Source organism: Flavonifractor sp. HCP28S3_F3, from assembly GCF_052065355.1.
Taxonomy (GTDB): domain Bacteria; phylum Bacillota; class Clostridia; order Oscillospirales; family Oscillospiraceae; genus Flavonifractor.
Genome location: NZ_JBQHUF010000003.1, coordinates 58,371 through 75,110, shown reverse-complemented (window position 1 = coordinate 75,110; position 16,740 = coordinate 58,371). Strand labels below are relative to the sequence as shown.

The following is a 16,740-nucleotide window of genomic DNA, read 5'->3' as shown; positions in this document are numbered from 1 at the left end:
TCAGAAATGGGGGAGGATACATGTCCAAGGAACTGATCCGCCTGTCGGATTGCTTCATGAAATTTGACGACGACGTCATTCTGGACCACATTAACCTTTATATTAACGATAAGGAGTTCCTCACGCTGCTCGGTCCTTCCGGGTGCGGCAAAACCACGACGCTGCGAATTATCGGCGGCTTTCAGAAGCCCACTTCCGGCGATGTGTATTTTGACGGCGTGAGGATTAATGACGTTCCCCCCCATAAACGGAAGGTCAACACCGTCTTTCAGAAGTACGCTCTGTTCACCCATATGAACATTTTCGAGAACGTGGCCTTCGGCCTGCGGGTGAACAAGGTGCCCGACCCCAAGGATCCCAAGCGGATGATCAAGGTTCCCGAATCGGAGATCAAGGAGCGGGTGGAGGAAGCCCTGGCCCTGGTGAACCTGGCGGGCTACGGCAAGCGCTCCGTCAACTCTCTCTCCGGTGGACAGCAGCAGCGTGTGGCCATCGCCCGGGCCATCGTCAACCGGCCTCAGGTGCTCCTGCTGGACGAGCCGCTGGGCGCTCTGGATCTCAAGCTGCGCAAGGACATGCAGATCGAGCTCAAGCGCATCCAGCAGCAGGTGGGCATTACCTTTATTTACGTCACCCACGATCAGGAGGAAGCCCTCACCATGTCCGACACCATCGTGGTGATGAACGAGGGCAAGATCCAGCAGATCGGCACTCCTGAGGATATCTATAACGAGCCCAAGAACGCTTTCGTGGCCGACTTCATCGGTGAGAGCAACATCATCGACGGCATCATGCACGAGGACTATGTGGTGGGCATGTACGGCCGGAAGTTCAAGTGTCTGGACAAGGGCTTCGCCCCCAATGAGCCGGTGGATGTGGTCATCCGGCCGGAGGATATCGACATTGTGCCCGAGGCGGAGGGCCAGCTTACCGGTACCGTCACCGAGGTCACCTTCAAGGGCATCCATTATGACATTATTGTAGATTTCCGTGGTTTCAAATGGCTGATCCAGACCACGGACTACTCCCCCGTGGGGGCAAAGATTGGGGTGAAGATCGACCCCGACGGCTTCCACATCATGAAGAAGAGCCAGTACTCCGGCACCTTCGGCGACTACAGCTCCTACTCCTCCGAGTATGACGAGCTCAACGAGGACCGGTTGGAGGATGAGGAGGACGGCGATGAAGAATAAATGGCTGGCCGCCCCCTATGTGGTGTGGATGGCTATTTTCGTGGTGGCGCCGCTGATTCTGGTGGTGATCTTCGCCTTTACCGATAAGGCGGGCGGAATCACCCTGGACAACTTCAGCAATATGGCCACCTATATTCCCGCCTTCCAGCACTCCTTCGTGCTGGCCATCGCCGCCACCGTCATCTGTATCCTCATCGGCTACCCCCTGGCCTACTTTCTGTCCCGGGAGAGTCTGATGGTGCGCAAGGTGGCTATGATGCTGATCATGCTGCCCATGTGGATGAACTTCCTGCTGCGCACCTACGCCTGGATGTCCATTCTGGACGACAATGGCCTGATCAATCAGTTCCTGGCCAACATCGGTTTTTTTGATCTCATCAACAGCATTTTCGGCACCAACCTGCAATATATTCATATGATCAACACCCAGGGAGCCATCGTGCTGGGCATGGTGTATAACTTCCTGCCCTTCATGGTACTTCCCATCTTCTCGGTCATCGACAAGATCGACCACCGGGTCATTGAGGCGGCTCAGGATCTGGGCGCCAACGGCGCCATGGTGTTCCGCAAGGTGATCTTCCCCCTGTCTCTGCCCGGCGTGCTCTCCGGGGTGACCATGGTGTTTATCCCTTCGGTGTCCACCTTCGCCCTGTCCCGCCTGTTGGGCGGCGGCAAGACCCTGCTGCTGGGCGACCTCATTGAGATGCAGTTCCTGGGCAACGCCTACAATCCCCATCTGGGTTCGGCCATCGCCCTGGTGATGATGGTCATCGTCCTGGTCATGATGGCGATTATGAACCGCTTCGGCGAAGGTGAAGAGGGGGTGGCGGTACTGTGAAAAAGCATTATATCCCCTCCCGGCTCTTCACCCTGCTGGTGTATATTTTCCTGTACGCCCCCATCGTGCTGCTCATCGTCTTCTCCTTCAACGCCACCAAGAGCAACCGGGTTTGGGGCGGCTTCTCCACCCAGTGGTATGTGGAGCTGTTCCACAACACCCGCCTGCTGGGGGCATTGCGCACCACCATCATTCTATCGGTGCTGGCCGCTGTCATCGCCACCATCCTGGGCACCGCCGCCGCTATCGGCTTTTACTCCATGCGCCGCCGGTCCCGGGGTATCTTTCTGGCGGTAAACAATATCCCGCTGACCAATGCGGACATCATCACCGGCGTATCCATGATGCTTCTGTTCGTGTTTGCCATCGGTGTGTTCAACAGCAGCGCGATCAGCGAGGTGCTGGGTATACGGTGGCGTACGGGCTTCGGCACCCTGCTCATCGCCCACATCACCTTCAACGCACCCTATGTGATCCTATCGGTGATGCCCAAGCTACGGCAGCTGGATCCCAATATCTATGAGGCGGCCCAGGACCTGGGCGCCTCGGGCCTCCTGGCCTTCCGGAAGGTCATCCTGCCCGAGATCATGCCTGGCGTGCTCAACGGTCTGATCATTGCCTTTACCATGTCCATTGACGATTTCGTCATCAGCTACTTCACCAAGGGCTCCGGCGTCACCACCCTGGCGGTGGAGATCTATACCATGATAAAAAAGCCGGTAACTCCCGAAATCAACGCCCTGTCCACCCTGATGTTCCTTGTGGTGTTCGCCTTGCTGCTCACCGTCAACATCCGTCAGGCCCGACAGGAGACCGCTTCCGCTCGTCGGAAGGCCAAGCTGAACCCCGGGCGGTAAGACTGCCCATGTTGTGTGTGGTAACTTGCCTGCAAAGGCCGGTTATAGATCAAATTTCCGAAAGGGGATAAAGAAAGAAATTGAAAAAGTCTCTCGCACTCCTGAGCGCAGCTGCTCTCACCCTGGGTCTGCTGTCCGGCTGCGGCAGCAGCAACTCCGGCGACGCCAAAGATCCCGGCACCGCTGATAAGGGCGTGGTCAACGTCTACAACTGGGGCGTCTACATTGACGAGTCCGTGTTGGATGACTTCACCGCCGAGACCGGTATCAAGGTCGTGTACGATACCTTCGAGAGCAACGAGGCCATGTACGGCGTCCTGAAGAACGAGGGCGCAAGCTATGATGTGGTCATTCCTTCCGATTATATGATTTCCCGTATGATCGAAGAGGATATGCTGGAGCCGCTGAACTTTGACAATATTCCGAATTTTGAGGATGTGGACCCTGCCCTGAAGAATCCGGATTATGATCCGGAGAATCTGTACAGCGTGCCCTACATGTGGGGTCTGCTGGGCGTGATCTACAACACCACCATGGTTGACGAGGCCCCCACCAGCTGGGACATCATGTTTGACGAGGATTATGCCGGTCAGATCCTGATGTTCAACAACTCCCGGGACGCCATCGGCATCGCCCTCAAGGAGCTGGGCTACTCCTACAATACCACCGACGAGAACCAGATCAAGGAGGCTGTGGACCTGCTCATCGAGCAGAAGCCCCTGGTGCAGTCCTACGTGATGGACGACATTTTTGAGAAGATGCAGAGCGGTTCCGCCGCCATCGGCGCTTACTACTACGGCGACTTCCTGACCATGCAGGAGGTCAACCCCGATCTGGCCTTCTGCCTGCCTGAGGAGGGCACCAACCTGTACGTGGACGCCATGTGCATCCCCAAGAACGCCGAGAACAAGGAAAACGCTGAGATCTTCATCAACTATATGTGCTCCACTGCCGCCGGACTGAAGAACTGCGAGGAGATCTGGTACTCCTCTCCCCTGCTGTCCGTCCGTGATGAACTGGACCCCGAGGTCTCCGGCGATCCCTACGCCTACCCCGACGAGTCCATCCTGGCCCAGTGTGAGAGCTTCAAGAACCTGCCCGCCGACACTCTGGCCCTGTACGACTCCGAGTGGACCCGGCTGATGCTGGCTTCCAACTGATCGAATCTAAAAAATACGCCGCGGAACTATTCCGCGGCGTATTTTTTTGCTATCCTATGTAACGAAAGATCCGTTCAGGAAACCAATAGACAGAGAGGGGGGAGCACACCATGGTCTGGAACGGCGAGGACATGTACCAAAAGCATGCTGAGGGCGTCTACCGCTACCTGTTCGCCCTGTGTCGGGAGGCGGATACGGCAGAAGAACTGACTCAGGAGACCTTCTATCAGGCGCTGAAAAGCCTGAAGTCCTTCCGGGGCGACTGTGCTCCCCAGACCTGGCTGTGTGCCATCGCCAAGCGGCTGTGGTACAGGGAGCTCTCCCGACGGGGCCGCACAGCGCCCATGGAAGAGGAGGCGCTGGAGCAGGTACCCGCCGACGACGACCCAGCTAGAGAGGCAGAGGAAAAAGACGACAAACTGCTGCTCTACCGGGCCATACAGAAGCTGGACCAGGACACCCGGGAGGTCATCTACCTCCGTCTTGCAGGAGACTTCACCTTCCGGGAGATCGGCACTATTTTGAACCACACAGAGGTATGGGCGCGGATGCGGTTCTACCGAGGCAAGGAAAAGCTGGTAAAGCTGATGGGAGGGAAGGAACATGAGTGAACACAAGCTGGACTGCTGCGTGGTGCGGGATCTGCTGCCGTCCTATGTCGAGGAGCTGACAGAACCGGAGACCGCCGCTCAGGTGAAGGAACATCTGGCGGACTGTTCCGACTGCCGCAAGGTGGAGGAGAGCATGCGTTCCGGCCTTTCCGCTGTGGAGCGCGCCCCCGAGCCGTCTCTCAATTTTCTCAAGCGGGTGAAGCGGACCCGGTTGATCGCCGCCGTGCTCACCGTAGTGCTGGCCCTGTGGTGCATCTGGTGGCTGTACGACACCCAGGCCTATCACTACCCCAACACCGAGGCCGGGCGGCTGGAGGCGGTGGAGGACTATGTCCCCAGCGCCCCCAACTCCACCATCCGGCATGTGGTGGAGGGCGACCCCCTGCGAGTGCTGGGCTGGGTTGAGGATGGTAATATGCTCTACGTGGCCTACGCAGCAGACAACGCCGACAATGTCCACGGCATTCTCCGCCTGGAGCAGGGGCTCAACGGCAAGTACTGGCCGGTGGGTTCCTCCATGAGCCCCTTCCCCTATACCGCCGGCATCGACGCCCAGTCCATCAGCGCCGGGAACGGGGACGGCTGGCTGTTCTTCCTGGTGGGAGACAGCTGCCGGGATATCTACTCCGCCAAAATTACCTATGGCGTGTCTCTGGAGGGCTCAAACCAAGATCAGTTCTATGAGACCACCTACCAGATCACAGAGCCTGACTTCCTGTGGCAGATGGACTTTGCCAGGCTGGAGGAGGAGCTGAGTATCCCGGCAGGAACTATGACTGGGGTCTTTGTAGAGGAGATCATTTTGTATGACAAAGACGGGCAGGATGTAACTGAGCAATACAAAGATCCCACGGTTGAGCAGTCCTGGAGCGGCGGCAAGGGAACAGCGGAGCGGTTCCTGCTCTACGTCTACATTGCCATCGTCATCGCCCTGGCGGCCATATTCGTCCGCTACTTTCTGCGGAGAGATTAAAAGAAACAGCCCCCGAAGCAAATGCTTCGGGGGCTGTTTTTATTCAGTCCTCAAAAATCATGGTGGCAAAGTAGTCCTCCGGAGTTTCCGCCCGGCGAATCAGCTTGGCGGTGCCGTCGGTCTGGAGGAGTACCTCCGCCGAACGGAGCCGGCCGTTGTAGTTATAGCCCATGGAGAAACCGTGGGCGCCAGTGTCGTGGATCACCAGCAGATCCCCGATCTCCACCTCCGGCAGCATCCGGTCGATGGCAAATTTATCGTTGTTCTCACACAGGCTGCCGGTGACATCGTACTTATGGTCGCAGGGAGCGTCCTCCTTGCCCATGACAGTGATATGGTGGTAAGCCCCGTACATGGCGGGCCGCATCAGGTTGGCTGCGCAGGCGTCCACCCCCACATACTCCTTATAGGTGTGCTTGAAGTGGAGTACCTTTGTCACCAGGCAGCCGTTGGGCCCCAGCATGAACCGGCCCAGTTCGGTACAGATGGCCACATCCCCCATACCTGCGGGCACCAGGATCTCCTCAAACTGCTTGCGCACACCCTCACCGATGGCGGCGATGTCGTTGGCCTGCTGATCGGGCTTGTAGGGGATACCCACGCCGCCGGACAGGTTGATGAAGCAGATGTCACACCCGGTCTCTTTCTCCAGCTCCACCGCTAGCTTGAACAGGATGCCCGCCAGAGTTGGATAGTACTCGTTGGACAGGGTGTTGGAGGCCAGGAAGGCGTGGATACCGAAGCGCTTGGCTCCCATGGCTTTCAACTTTTTAAAACCCTCAAAGAGCTGTTCCCTGGTAAAGCCGTACTTGGAATCACCGGGATTATCCATCACCTGAAACCCTTCGGCGGACTCCCCCAGAGTGAACAGCCCGCCGGGGTTGAACCGACAGGAGATAGTCTCGGGAATGGTACCGATGGTGTCCTTCAGAAAGTCGATGTGGGTGAAGTCGTCCAGATTAATGATGGCGCCCAGCTCATGAGCCAGCTGAAACTCCTCCGCCGGGGTATCGTTGGAGGAAAACATGATCTCATTTCCACCAAAGCCGCACCGGTCAGCCAGCATCAGCTCGGTGAGTGAGGAGCAGTCGGCCCCGCAGCCCTCCTCCCGGAGGATTTTCAGAATGGCAGGGTTGGGGTTGGCCTTTACGGCAAAATATTCCTTAAAGCCGGGATTCCAGGCAAAGGCAGCCTTCAGCCGCCGGGCGGTCTCCCGGATGCCGGTTTCATCGTAGAGGTGGAAGGGGGTGGGGAACTGCCGGACGATTTCCTCCAGCTGTGCCCCTGTCACAAAGGGTCGTTTCATAGGGTCACCTTCTTTTCTTTTGCGTTTTACTATAATAAAGTTTATGGCGTTTGTCAATGCGCGGATCAGCAGGCTCTGCCCAGTTTTTTCCGCTGTTCTTGAGAAATATCTCCAAATTGCGGCCAATTTATACTTTCCTCTTGCCAAGCGCGTTCTGATTTGGTATAATGCTTTGAAATTTGAATGCAGGCAGGAGGGATATGCCATGAGTAACATGCTTACAAAGATGCTCAGGGTATTCCCTTTTTTGAACAGCAATTGTTTTTTCATTTGAAAAAGCAGTTGCTTTTTTTCTGCCTGCGGGAAAAGAGAGGAGAGCAATATGAACGACAAGAAGATGCCGGGCAGTGAGCCTGTCCGGGACGCCCGGGTGCTAGGCATACCCAAGATGCTGATCCTGGGCCTGCAGCACATGTTCGCTATGTTCGGCGCCACCGTGCTGGTGCCCATCCTGGTACAGGGCTACGGCCTGCCCCTGTCCATCCAGACCACCCTGTTCTTCGCTGGTATCGGCACCCTGTTCTTCCACGTGTGCACCAAGATGAAGGTGCCCGCCTTCCTGGGTTCCTCCTTCGCCTACCTGGGCGGCTTTGCCGCCGTGGCCGCCCTGGACACCGGCAAGTACGCCGGTATGGACCCTGCCGTCAAACTACAGTACGCCTGCGGCGGCATCGTAGTGGCCGGCCTGCTGTATGTAATCCTGGCCGCCGTCATCAAGCTGGTGGGCGTGAAGAAGGTCATGCGCTTCCTGCCCCCGGTGGTTACCGGCCCCATCATCATCCTCATCGGCCTGAACCTGGCCCCCTCCGCCGTGTCCAACGCCTCCACCTGCTGGTGGCTGGCTATCGTGGCTATGGCCATCATCGTGGTGGCCAACATCTGGGGCAAGGGCATGATCAAGATTATCCCCATCCTGCTGGGCGTGGTGGGCTCCTATGTGGTGGCCCTCATCGCCAACGCCATGGGAGCCACCGCTCTGGATGCCGCCGGCAATGTGGTGCCCCTCATCGATTTCTCTGGAGTGGCTGCCTCCGCTCCGGTAGGCCTTCAGCCCTTCTTCCTGGCCAAGTTTGACCTGACCTCCATTTTCGTCATGGCCCCCATCGCCATCGCCGCCATGATGGAGCACATCGGCGACATGTCCGCCATTTCCGCCACTGTGGGCCGTAACTTCATCGAGGATCCCGGTCTCCACCGCACCCTGGTGGGTGACGGCATCGCCACCTCTCTGGCCGGCCTCTTCGGCGGCCCCGCCAACACCACCTACGGCGAGAACACCGGCGTGCTGGTGCTCTCCCGGGTGTATGATCCCAACGTGGTTCGTCTGGCTGCCATTTACGCGGTGATCCTGTCCTTCTCCCCCGCCTTCGCCGCTATCGTCAACTCCATCCCTACCGCTATCATCGGCGGTGTCTCCTTCATCCTCTATGGTATGATCTCCGCCATCGGTGTGCGCAACGTGGTGGAGAACCGGGTGGACTTCACCAACTCCCGGAACCTGATCATCGCCGCCGTCATCCTAGTGTGCGGCCTGGGCTTCTCCGGAGGCATTACCTTCGCCATCGGTGAGATCCATGTGACCCTCACCAACCTGGCCATCGCCGCCATTGCCGGTATCGCCCTCAACGCCATCCTGCCCGGCAAGGACTATGAGTTCGGCGCCGACGTCACCGAGGGCCGTTCCGGCGATTTCGGCCGGTATTAAGCCCGGTGTAAAGGCTTGTTGCGGAAGTGACATCTTTTTGCGGTGGCTCCGCACCCGGCTTTTTGGTAAGATAGGACCAGAAAACCAGGAGGTGCGTTTATGAAACTGCCCGAAAAGATCGTGACCCTTCGGAAAGGGCGTGGTCTGTCCCAGGAGGCTCTGGCGGAACAGCTGGGCGTATCCAGGCAGGCCGTCTCCCGCTGGGAGCAGGGCTCCGCCCAGCCCGACGCAGGCAACCTGTTCCAGCTCAGCCGCCTATTCCAGGTATCCGCTGACTACCTGCTGGACGACGCCCTGGATCAGCCTCCGCAGTCTGCCGCCTCTCCGGTGGCGGATCCTCTGAGAAAGCGCCGGCTGGCCGGGATCCTGCTGGCCGCTGCCGGGCTGCTGGGCAATCTGGTCATCTATATCCTGTCCCGGGCGGTAGCTGTCATGGTGCCCGTCATTACCTATGAGCAAGGTGTCACATGGTACAACTGGAGCAGCGACCACACAGGCCACAGCTGGAAGTTTTTTATCCAGACCTATGATCTGGAACTGCTCACTGCCCTGTTCTGCCTCCTGCTGGCGGGTGGCGTGATCCTCTTCCTGGCCTCCTGGCCTCCAATCCGGGCACAGATGTCTCGCTTTTTCCACCATTGAATGAAACTGCCGCGGCTTTTGCCGCGGCAGTTTTTCCGGCTAACTGACCTTATCGTTTTTTCTAAAACTGGTCATTTAAATAGGGTCAGTATTGTCCTATAATAGCTCCATCAAGAGAAGATCGGAAGTGGTTCCTATGAACAAGAAACCGTGGATGACCGTGCTGCGGCTGGCCGTGCTGGCCATGATGACCGCCCTGGTATTTGTCAGCAACTATCTGCGGGTCACCATCCCCATCAACATCGGCGGCAACACCTCCTTCACTTTGGCCAACATCATGTGCTGCCTGTCCGGGCTGCTGCTGGGCCCCATCGGCGGACTGGCCTCCGGTCTGGGCTCCATGCTGTTCGACTTTACCGATCCCCGGTTCATCTCGGAGTTCTGGATCACCTTCCTCACCAAAGGGGCTATGGGCCTGGGAGCAGGGCTGGTAATGCTCTCCGCCCAGAAGCGCAGCGAGGCGGGCTATGTCCGCTGTCTGCTGGGTGCCATCCTGGGCTGCGTGATCTACTACATCCTCTACTTCACCAAGAGCTACTACTACAATGCCCTGCTGGTGGAGGGACTCCAGTCCGGACCGGCACTAGTCACCCTGGCCGCCAAGGTGCCCGCTTCCCTGTTTAACGGCATTATTGCCATTGCCGCCGCGCCTCCTCTGTGTCTCGCCATTCGGCAGGCCCTGAAACGTGCCCACCTGTCCCTGGACTGAACGAAATAAAAAAGGACGGACGCCTGCGCGTCCGTCCTTTTTTATGTCTGTATCACAGCTGGGCTGCCTTCTCCTTCAGGAACTGCCGGAGCCACGCGGCAGTGGCTTTATGCTCCAGTGCGAAATCAATGGTGGCTTCCAGGAAGCCGCAGATATTGCCGGTGTCGTACCGCCGGCCCTCGAAGTCCACAGCCACCATGCGGTTCTTCTTGCACAGCTCCCGCAGACCGTCGGTGAGCTGGATTTCCCCGCCGTAGCCAGGCTTCACATTCTCCAGAATATCAAAGATATCTGGTGTGAGCACATAACGGCCCAGAATGGCGTAGTTGGAGAACATCTGCTGGGGGGTGGGCTTCTCGTTCATGTCGGACACATCGAACACCCGCTCCTCCAGAGGGGAGACCTTGACGGAGGAGTAGCGGGAGATAGCCTCAGTGGACACCTTCTGCACGCCAACGGCAGAAGCGCCATACTTCTCCGCCGCCTCCACCAGCTGGAGCGTCACCGGCTTCTGAGCCCGCATAATATCGTCGCCCAGCAGCACCGCAAAGGGCTCGTCCCCTACGAAGCGTTTGGCACGGTAGATGGCGTGGCCCAGGCCCTTGGTCTCCTTCTGACGGACATAGAAGATGTTGGCCAGATCAGCGGCCCGGCGGACCTCTACCAGTTCCCGCTCCTTGCCGGACTGGAGCAGGCGAGTCTCCAGCTCAGGGTAGTAGTCAAAGTAGTCATCCATGGCGGATTTGGCCCGGTTGGTGACGATCAGGATGTCCTCGATACCGGAGGCTACCGCCTCCTCGATGATATACTGCACCACCGGCTTGTCCACCATGGGCAGCATCTCCTTGGGCACAGTCTTGGTTGCGGGCAGCATCCGGGTGCCCAGTCCAGCGGCAGGAATGACGGCCTTACGGACTTTCATAACAGATCCTCCTTGTCATATGCCGGGCTGACCGCCTCAGAACTGTGCCAGGCGGCGCTCCGGAATCATTGTACGGAAGTAACGGACCTTGGACATGGTCTTCAGCAGTACAGTGCCCAGAACGTAGCAGGCCACGGCCTCGCCCACTACAAAGGTCCACAGATTCAGCACATAGGCCGCCCAGAACACGTCGTTCAGGGCGCCCGCCTGTGCCCAGGCCCACATGGGGGGCAGCAGCAGGGCGTTCATCACAATGGGCGGCAGGCCAGCCAGATACCACCGGGGCATCTTCGTGCTTAGGAAGGCGGCAATGGCGGTGGCCAAGGTGCCCACAATCATGTCAATGGGACCATAGGGAGAGAGAATGTTGGTCAGCAGACAGCCCAATGCCAGGCCAGGAGCGGTGGCAGGAAACAGGAAGGGCAGGACTGTGAGTGCCTCTCCCAGCCGGACCTGTACCGGTCCGAAGGTGAGCTGAAAGATGTTGCCAAAGTAGCACAGGACGAAGTAAATCGCCGCCACCATGGCCGCCAGGATCAGGTCTTTCGTGGAAAACTTGCGCATGATACTTGATTCCTCCATTTTGGTATTTAGAGAACCGCGGGCGGCCTTTGGGCCGAAGCCGCGGAACGAACACGGCATTGCCGTGCTTGGACCGGGTGTGGAGACCAGTCGGAGGTATTGTACCATGTTTTATCCGGGAAGTAAAGCGACCCCGGCGGACACAGTCCGCCGGGGCCTGTTTGGGTCATTGTGCGATGGTTACAGAGTTTGTCAGGGGTTTCAGCGTACCAGGCTCCAGGAGGAACACCTTCACCTGCGTACCCTTTTGGGCCAGGGGCAGATCGACCTTGTTCACTCCATTCAGCAGTTCTCCCTCCAGACAGGCGCGCCCCAGCATCCGGCCGCTGTCATCATAAGAGGCCGCCATCAGAACGACACGCTCCAATCTCTGGCCGCTATACACCTGGGCACTGTCTCTACTGTATCCCAGGATCCGCAGGCCGTCACTCTGCCACGGGAAGTAAGGCAGTCTGTCGTTCTCTATCTCATCCCAGATCCAGACCTGTCCAAAATTCCACCCGGATTCCTCATACCACTCTTGCGTATGGGAATCTCCCATGGAAACAGGTTTGGTCGCCTTTTTGTCCAGGATGCCTTCTCCGGTGGTGGTAATTCCCTCCTGGTAGTAACATTCGCTGAACGGATTCGCATCCACGCCTATGACACTGGCCTGGAAGGGGCCCCGGCCGCCGCTGCTGCCCAGCACGTAATCCTTATGGGCACTGATTTCGGGACTCAGAACCACGCAGTGTTTGGCATACAAGTAGAAAGAGTTTTTGAACACCCTGCCCACGATGCCGCCGGCGCAGGCAACATCCTGAGCCCGCGCTACCACCGTGCCGGTATTATAGCATTCTTCCATAGACTTCGTTCCGCTGTTGCAGTTGTCAAACTGGCCCATAATCCCGCCGCTCGTCATATAACGATAGGCATTGTTTTCAGACCATTCGCTTCCGATATCTCCCCTGTTGTAACATTCATTTACAACAGAGTAACAGAATCCGGCGATGCCGCCTATAAAAGCCGAACAGCTATTGGCGCCCCGGGGCGTCAGCCAGATATCGGCGGTGTTGTAGCAGTGACGCAGATCCACATTGCTGTCCAGATAGCCCGTAATACCCCCAGCGTAGAGGCTGCTGCCACGGCAGGAGGGCGAGAGCGCGCCGGAGTTGAAGCACCGCTCAATGATGTAGCCCTGGACGGTTCCGGACTGAGGAATGCGCCCGGCGATACCGCCCAGGCCCAGACTATCGCCCTGGGTAGTATCGATTTTCCCGGTGAGGGACGCCAGATTAAAACAATCGCTGGTATGGGAGGCCAGCTCCCCCGCCATGCCCCCCATCCAGAGCCTGCTTTTCACGCCCAGGTCAGCGGTGATCTCACCGGTCACATAGCAGTTGCGCAGCTCCGAGCGGGCTACGGCGGTATAGGTGTTCGCAAACTGGCCCACGATGCCACCCACATAGTAGGTGGCAGAACTGCCGGTTACCGAGATGGACACATCCTCCAGTCCCAGGTTCTTTATCCTGCCCTCCTCATTGATCCGGCCAAACAGACCCACATAGGTATCCCCTCCGCTGTAGGTCAGGCCCCGGATCACATGGCCCTGGCCGTCAAACGTTCCGGAGAAGGGGGCTTTTTCGCCGCCAATAGGAGTCCAGTTTCCGTAGTCTGACAGATCCAAATCGGCAGTAAGTATATAGGAACCGTTGAGAGGATATCTGCTGTCAACGCCAATGGACGCCAGCTGCTCCGGCGTGGAGATAAAGATCGCATTCACATCCGGCTGGCCAATCTCTCCCTGGAAGATTCCATTTGATCCTGCTGCCGGCATCACACGCTGGAACACCGGGGTCACGGATACGGCATTGGCCGGCATGGTAAAGGTCAGCTCCGGGCTGGAGAGATCTCCGGGAGTGGCTCCGCTGACCTGCCAGCCCATAAATTTGTAGCCTTCGTTCGCCTGGGCGACAAGGGTAATGGCAGTTCCCGCCTCATAATTGCCGGCAGGGGTGCCGGATACTGTTCCGTTGGCCGTCTGCTGAACGCTGAGGGAGTAGGTCTGTGCCTGATAGGTAAAGGTGCCCTCTACCCCGTAGCGAACATAGTCCTCGATCCGAGAAATGGGCACCGCCCGGATGGTCAGGCCATGCTCCACCTTCACCGTGCTGCCCCGCTGGGCCGTCTCACTGGTCGTGGGATCACTGCCGTCGGTGGTATAGTAAATCCGGAAGGTTCCGTCGTCATACTTTTTACTTTCTTCACTGATGGACAGGGTCACATCAAACGGGGTGGCGTAGGTACCAGGCTGCGGAGAGGCCGTTACCTCCGGCAGCAGCAATGTATAGGTAAACCCGTCACTGACCCACACCCGCTGCGTGCTGCCCGGCATAAAGGCCGCCACCTTCAGGGTGGAGGTACGGTTGATGGGAATGGGCTGATCCGGCTGATACAGTGCAGAGTTGGCGGCAGGCGTGCTGCCGTCCAGGGTATAGCGCAGTTCCAGCCCACCCAGCGTGCAGGTCAGGCTCACCTTCAGCCGTTCGGTTTTGTTGCCCGGTTTTTTGTCGGGCGTCACACTGATCTCCGGAAGAGTATAGTTCAGCGTCTCGGTTTTGATCACCTGTCCCCGGTACCGCAGCTGCACCCGAAATTCGCAGTTCTGATAGATGGAGATATCCTGTTCCGATTTATATTTCTGGAAGGAGCCGCTGAAATCAGTGTAGATCTCCACTCCGGCCGTGGGGCAGGACAGGTTCAGGTAAAAGGCCTCCTGATAGCTTCCGGAGGGATGGCTGATGACCAGTTCCGGCTGGGAGATCTGATATTGGAAGGAATGAACCTCTCCCCAGCCTCCTTTCTTGCAGGCCGCTGCTTTCAGGGTGCAGGAGCTGCTGATCGGAGCCTTGGTGCTTTCGGTGTAGAGCCGTCCGTTTTCCCTGGGGTCGGTACCGTTCAGGGTGTAATAAATGGAAAAGTCAGACGCTCCGTCCTCCAGGGACAGAGTCACGTCCGTCGGCCCGTCCAACTGTCCTCCCGCCGGCTCGGCGGTCATGGCCGGGGAAATCACATACGCAAAGCTCTGCACATCTCCCCATACCCCATTGACCTCAGCCGCCGCCCGAATGATAACGCTGTGGTCGACCACCACTGCGCTTCCCTCAGCGGCTGTCTCGCTGACGGTGGGATCGCTGCCGTCGGTCGTATAGAAGATATCACCTGCCGGCGCCTCAAGGGGCACCATAATGGTGCCGGAATAGGTACCCGGCTTCTTGCCTGCAGACACGGGATAGCTGGCGATCCGATAGTCAAAGGAAGTCACCGGGCTGCTTCCCGCCCCATATTGGGCATAGGCCTGGAGGGTACAGCTCTGGCTGATCGGGATGGATCCGGAATACGTGTCCCACTCTCCCTCCTCCCCCAGCCGGTAAAAGATCTGCTGGGCATCCGGCGCAGTCAAAGATACAGACAAGGCTTCTGTATAGAGGCCGGGCTCCTTGTCCGCCCGGACGCAGGCATCCTGGCACATCCAGTCCAGCACCGGGCAGCCGCCGTTGACGTTTGTCAGATCCGCATACCACTCTCCCGATCCCACATTCAGTTTGACCAGAGCGGTGCCGTCTGTAAATGCCTCCGCTGAGAGTCCTTCGCAGTCGGTCACTATGCCAACAGACGAACGGCTGCCAACAGCCCCCTGGGGTACGCGCTCCCCTTTATACGTCTGCCAGAGGCAGTTGCTGACCGGTACAAGCTCGTCGCTCAGTTCGCCCGCGATCCCTCCGACATAGAAGTATTCAAAACTATCGGTTAAGCTCACTTTTCCGGCGCTGTAGCAATTCTGAACGCTGCTCTTCTTGCCCCCTATTTTTCCCGTGATGCCTCCCGCATATATATTCCAGACTCCCGCCATCCCCTTCACGACCACGGTACCTTTATTGAAGCAGTTAATAATACGGGTGTCTTTTGATGCACTGCCCAATATACCGCCTAAAGTATAGCCTTTTTCTATGACTTCGGCGCTGATCGTCCCTTCGTTATAGCAGGCGATAATCTCGCCCAGAAAACTGGGGTAGGGATACACACTGACTGTTTCAGAGCCAACAATTCCGCCTCCCGCCCAGCCTGTTGTCGTGACGTCGCCCGTGTTCCAGCAGCGCTCCAGCACATAATTGTATCCTTCACCCAGGATGCCGCCAACCACGTTTCCGCTGCAGTCCCCGGTGTTGACACAGTCCCAGGCCAGGAAACAGAAGGCATCCCCCACTATACCGCCGCTGGATGTCCATCCATACACCGTTCCCTCATTCCGACAGTTCCGCATCTCATTGTCAGCGGCGCCTTTGTATACCGAGGTCGCACCCACGATGCCCCCGGCAGCACCGCTTTCTCCCTCTACTTGAGAATAATTCACACTCTCCGCTATATCCCCGTCCAAATAACCCACAATCCCGCCGGCAGCTTTCTCGCTATAGAGATAAGCCGTGCCCGCGAAGACAGACTGGCCCAAATTGCGGCAATCGCAGATGGCTCCATCGGACTTGCCTGCGATCCCGCCGACGTACAATTCTCCTGATAACTTTCCATCGTTTGCGTTGCTTGCGGAGACGGTACTGCCCGCTTCCAGCGTGCAGCCTGTAATTCTGCTGCCGCTTCCCACAATACCGCCTAATACAAGGCCGCCGCTTTTTTCATATGAAGTCCATTTCTTGATTTCAGCTATCACCTCACCCTGAACAGAGCAGTTTTCCACCCTGCCGCTGCCCCGGTTTACCAGGGCAGCGGCATACTTTGTGCCGCCCGGATGCTCCGTGATATAGACAGACACATGCTCCATGCGTACGTTCCGGATAACGCCGCTATTCCATTCGAACAGTCCCCCCAACGTAGAATGATAATTCAGGATCCGGTATCCGCCTCCATTATAAGAGCCGGATTTGCCGATGGAGATGGTGTTCTCATTCCACCAGTCGCTCTCTGCCAGATCGATGTCGTTGATCTGGAGGAAGTGGGTGTTACCCTGATCGCCTATATTCTGCAGATCCTCAACCGTGGCGATCAGGTAGGGATCCTCCGCCGTACCGCTGCCGCCGGAGAAGGCGTACCCCTCCGCCGCCCACGCTCCGGCCGGCAGCAAAGTCAAAAGCAATGCGCAGGTCAGAATCCAGGAAGCCATCCGTTTCATTACTGTCACCTCTCAGGTATTTGGTTGTCTCCATTGTAGCATCTCGGCATTTTTCCCACAATATGCTGGCAGCATAGT

Annotated in this window: 13 protein-coding genes; 9 read left to right on the top strand and 4 right to left on the bottom strand. The window is 57.8% G+C overall.

The features are described 5' to 3' along the window. The first annotated feature begins 20 nt into the window (after positions 1-20). From ACTNB1_RS04310 to ACTNB1_RS04285, 6 genes are all read left to right on the top strand, one after another. Positions 21-1,193, top strand: coding sequence for an ABC transporter ATP-binding protein (locus ACTNB1_RS04310; RefSeq protein WP_441168035.1), 1,173 nt, complete (start codon positions 21-23; stop codon positions 1,191-1,193). Next, positions 1,183-2,031, top strand: a complete 849-nt coding sequence (locus tag ACTNB1_RS04305; RefSeq protein WP_441168034.1) for an ABC transporter permease — start codon at positions 1,183-1,185, stop codon at positions 2,029-2,031. Before ACTNB1_RS04310 ends, ACTNB1_RS04305 begins: the two co-directional genes overlap by 11 nt. Next, positions 2,028-2,888 carry an ABC transporter permease gene (locus ACTNB1_RS04300; protein WP_441168032.1) on the top strand — a complete coding sequence of 287 codons (861 nt, stop codon included), beginning with the start codon at positions 2,028-2,030 and terminating at the stop codon, positions 2,886-2,888. Before ACTNB1_RS04305 ends, ACTNB1_RS04300 begins: the two co-directional genes overlap by 4 nt. An 80-nt stretch (positions 2,889-2,968) precedes the next feature. Continuing rightward, a complete protein-coding gene (locus tag ACTNB1_RS04295) occupies positions 2,969-4,048 on the top strand; it encodes an ABC transporter substrate-binding protein (RefSeq protein WP_441168031.1) in 1,080 nt (359 codons plus the stop codon). 110 nt (positions 4,049-4,158) lie between these two features. Further along, positions 4,159-4,659, top strand: coding sequence for an RNA polymerase sigma factor (locus tag ACTNB1_RS04290; RefSeq protein ID WP_441168030.1), 501 nt, complete (start codon positions 4,159-4,161; stop codon positions 4,657-4,659). Then, positions 4,652-5,632: a zf-HC2 domain-containing protein gene (locus ACTNB1_RS04285; protein ID WP_441168029.1), complete on the top strand. Its 981-nt coding sequence runs from the start codon at positions 4,652-4,654 to the stop codon at positions 5,630-5,632. The genes ACTNB1_RS04290 and ACTNB1_RS04285 overlap by 8 nt, the downstream gene beginning before the upstream one ends. Positions 5,633-5,675: 43 nt before the next feature. On the opposite strand, the gene ACTNB1_RS04280 is transcribed toward ACTNB1_RS04285, so the two are convergent. Further along, entirely contained in the window at positions 5,676-6,938 is a 1,263-nt protein-coding gene (locus tag ACTNB1_RS04280; protein ID WP_441168028.1) for a diaminopimelate decarboxylase, read from the bottom strand. Positions 6,939-7,260: 322 nt separating this feature from the next. On the opposite strand from ACTNB1_RS04280, the gene ACTNB1_RS04275 reads away from it, so the two are divergent. The 3 genes from ACTNB1_RS04275 (at position 7,261) to ACTNB1_RS04265 (ending at position 9,994) form a co-directional block, all read left to right on the top strand. Further along, positions 7,261-8,643 carry a uracil-xanthine permease family protein gene (locus ACTNB1_RS04275; RefSeq protein WP_441168027.1) on the top strand — a complete coding sequence of 461 codons (1,383 nt, stop codon included), beginning with the start codon at positions 7,261-7,263 and terminating at the stop codon, positions 8,641-8,643. A gap of 99 nt (positions 8,644-8,742) precedes the next feature. Further along, on the top strand, positions 8,743-9,285 hold the full coding sequence (locus ACTNB1_RS04270) for a helix-turn-helix domain-containing protein (protein WP_441168026.1): 543 nt from the start codon (positions 8,743-8,745) through the stop codon (positions 9,283-9,285). 136 nt (positions 9,286-9,421) lie between these two features. Beyond that, a complete protein-coding gene (locus ACTNB1_RS04265; protein ID WP_441168024.1) occupies positions 9,422-9,994 on the top strand; it encodes an ECF transporter S component in 573 nt (190 codons plus the stop codon). A 52-nt stretch (positions 9,995-10,046) separates the two neighbouring features. On the opposite strand, the gene galU is transcribed toward ACTNB1_RS04265, so the two are convergent. The 3 genes from galU to ACTNB1_RS04250 form a co-directional block, all read right to left on the bottom strand. After that, on the bottom strand, positions 10,047-10,916 hold the full coding sequence (galU, locus tag ACTNB1_RS04260; protein WP_441168023.1) for a UTP--glucose-1-phosphate uridylyltransferase GalU: 870 nt from the start codon (positions 10,914-10,916) through the stop codon (positions 10,047-10,049). 36 nt (positions 10,917-10,952) lie between these two features. Further along, on the bottom strand, positions 10,953-11,480 hold the full coding sequence (locus ACTNB1_RS04255) for a QueT transporter family protein (protein ID WP_441168021.1): 528 nt from the start codon (positions 11,478-11,480) through the stop codon (positions 10,953-10,955). A 184-nt stretch (positions 11,481-11,664) separates the two neighbouring features. Further along, on the bottom strand, positions 11,665-16,662 hold the full coding sequence (locus ACTNB1_RS04250) for a chitobiase/beta-hexosaminidase C-terminal domain-containing protein (RefSeq protein ID WP_441168020.1): 4,998 nt from the start codon (positions 16,660-16,662) through the stop codon (positions 11,665-11,667). Between the last annotated feature and the right edge of the window lie 78 nt (positions 16,663-16,740).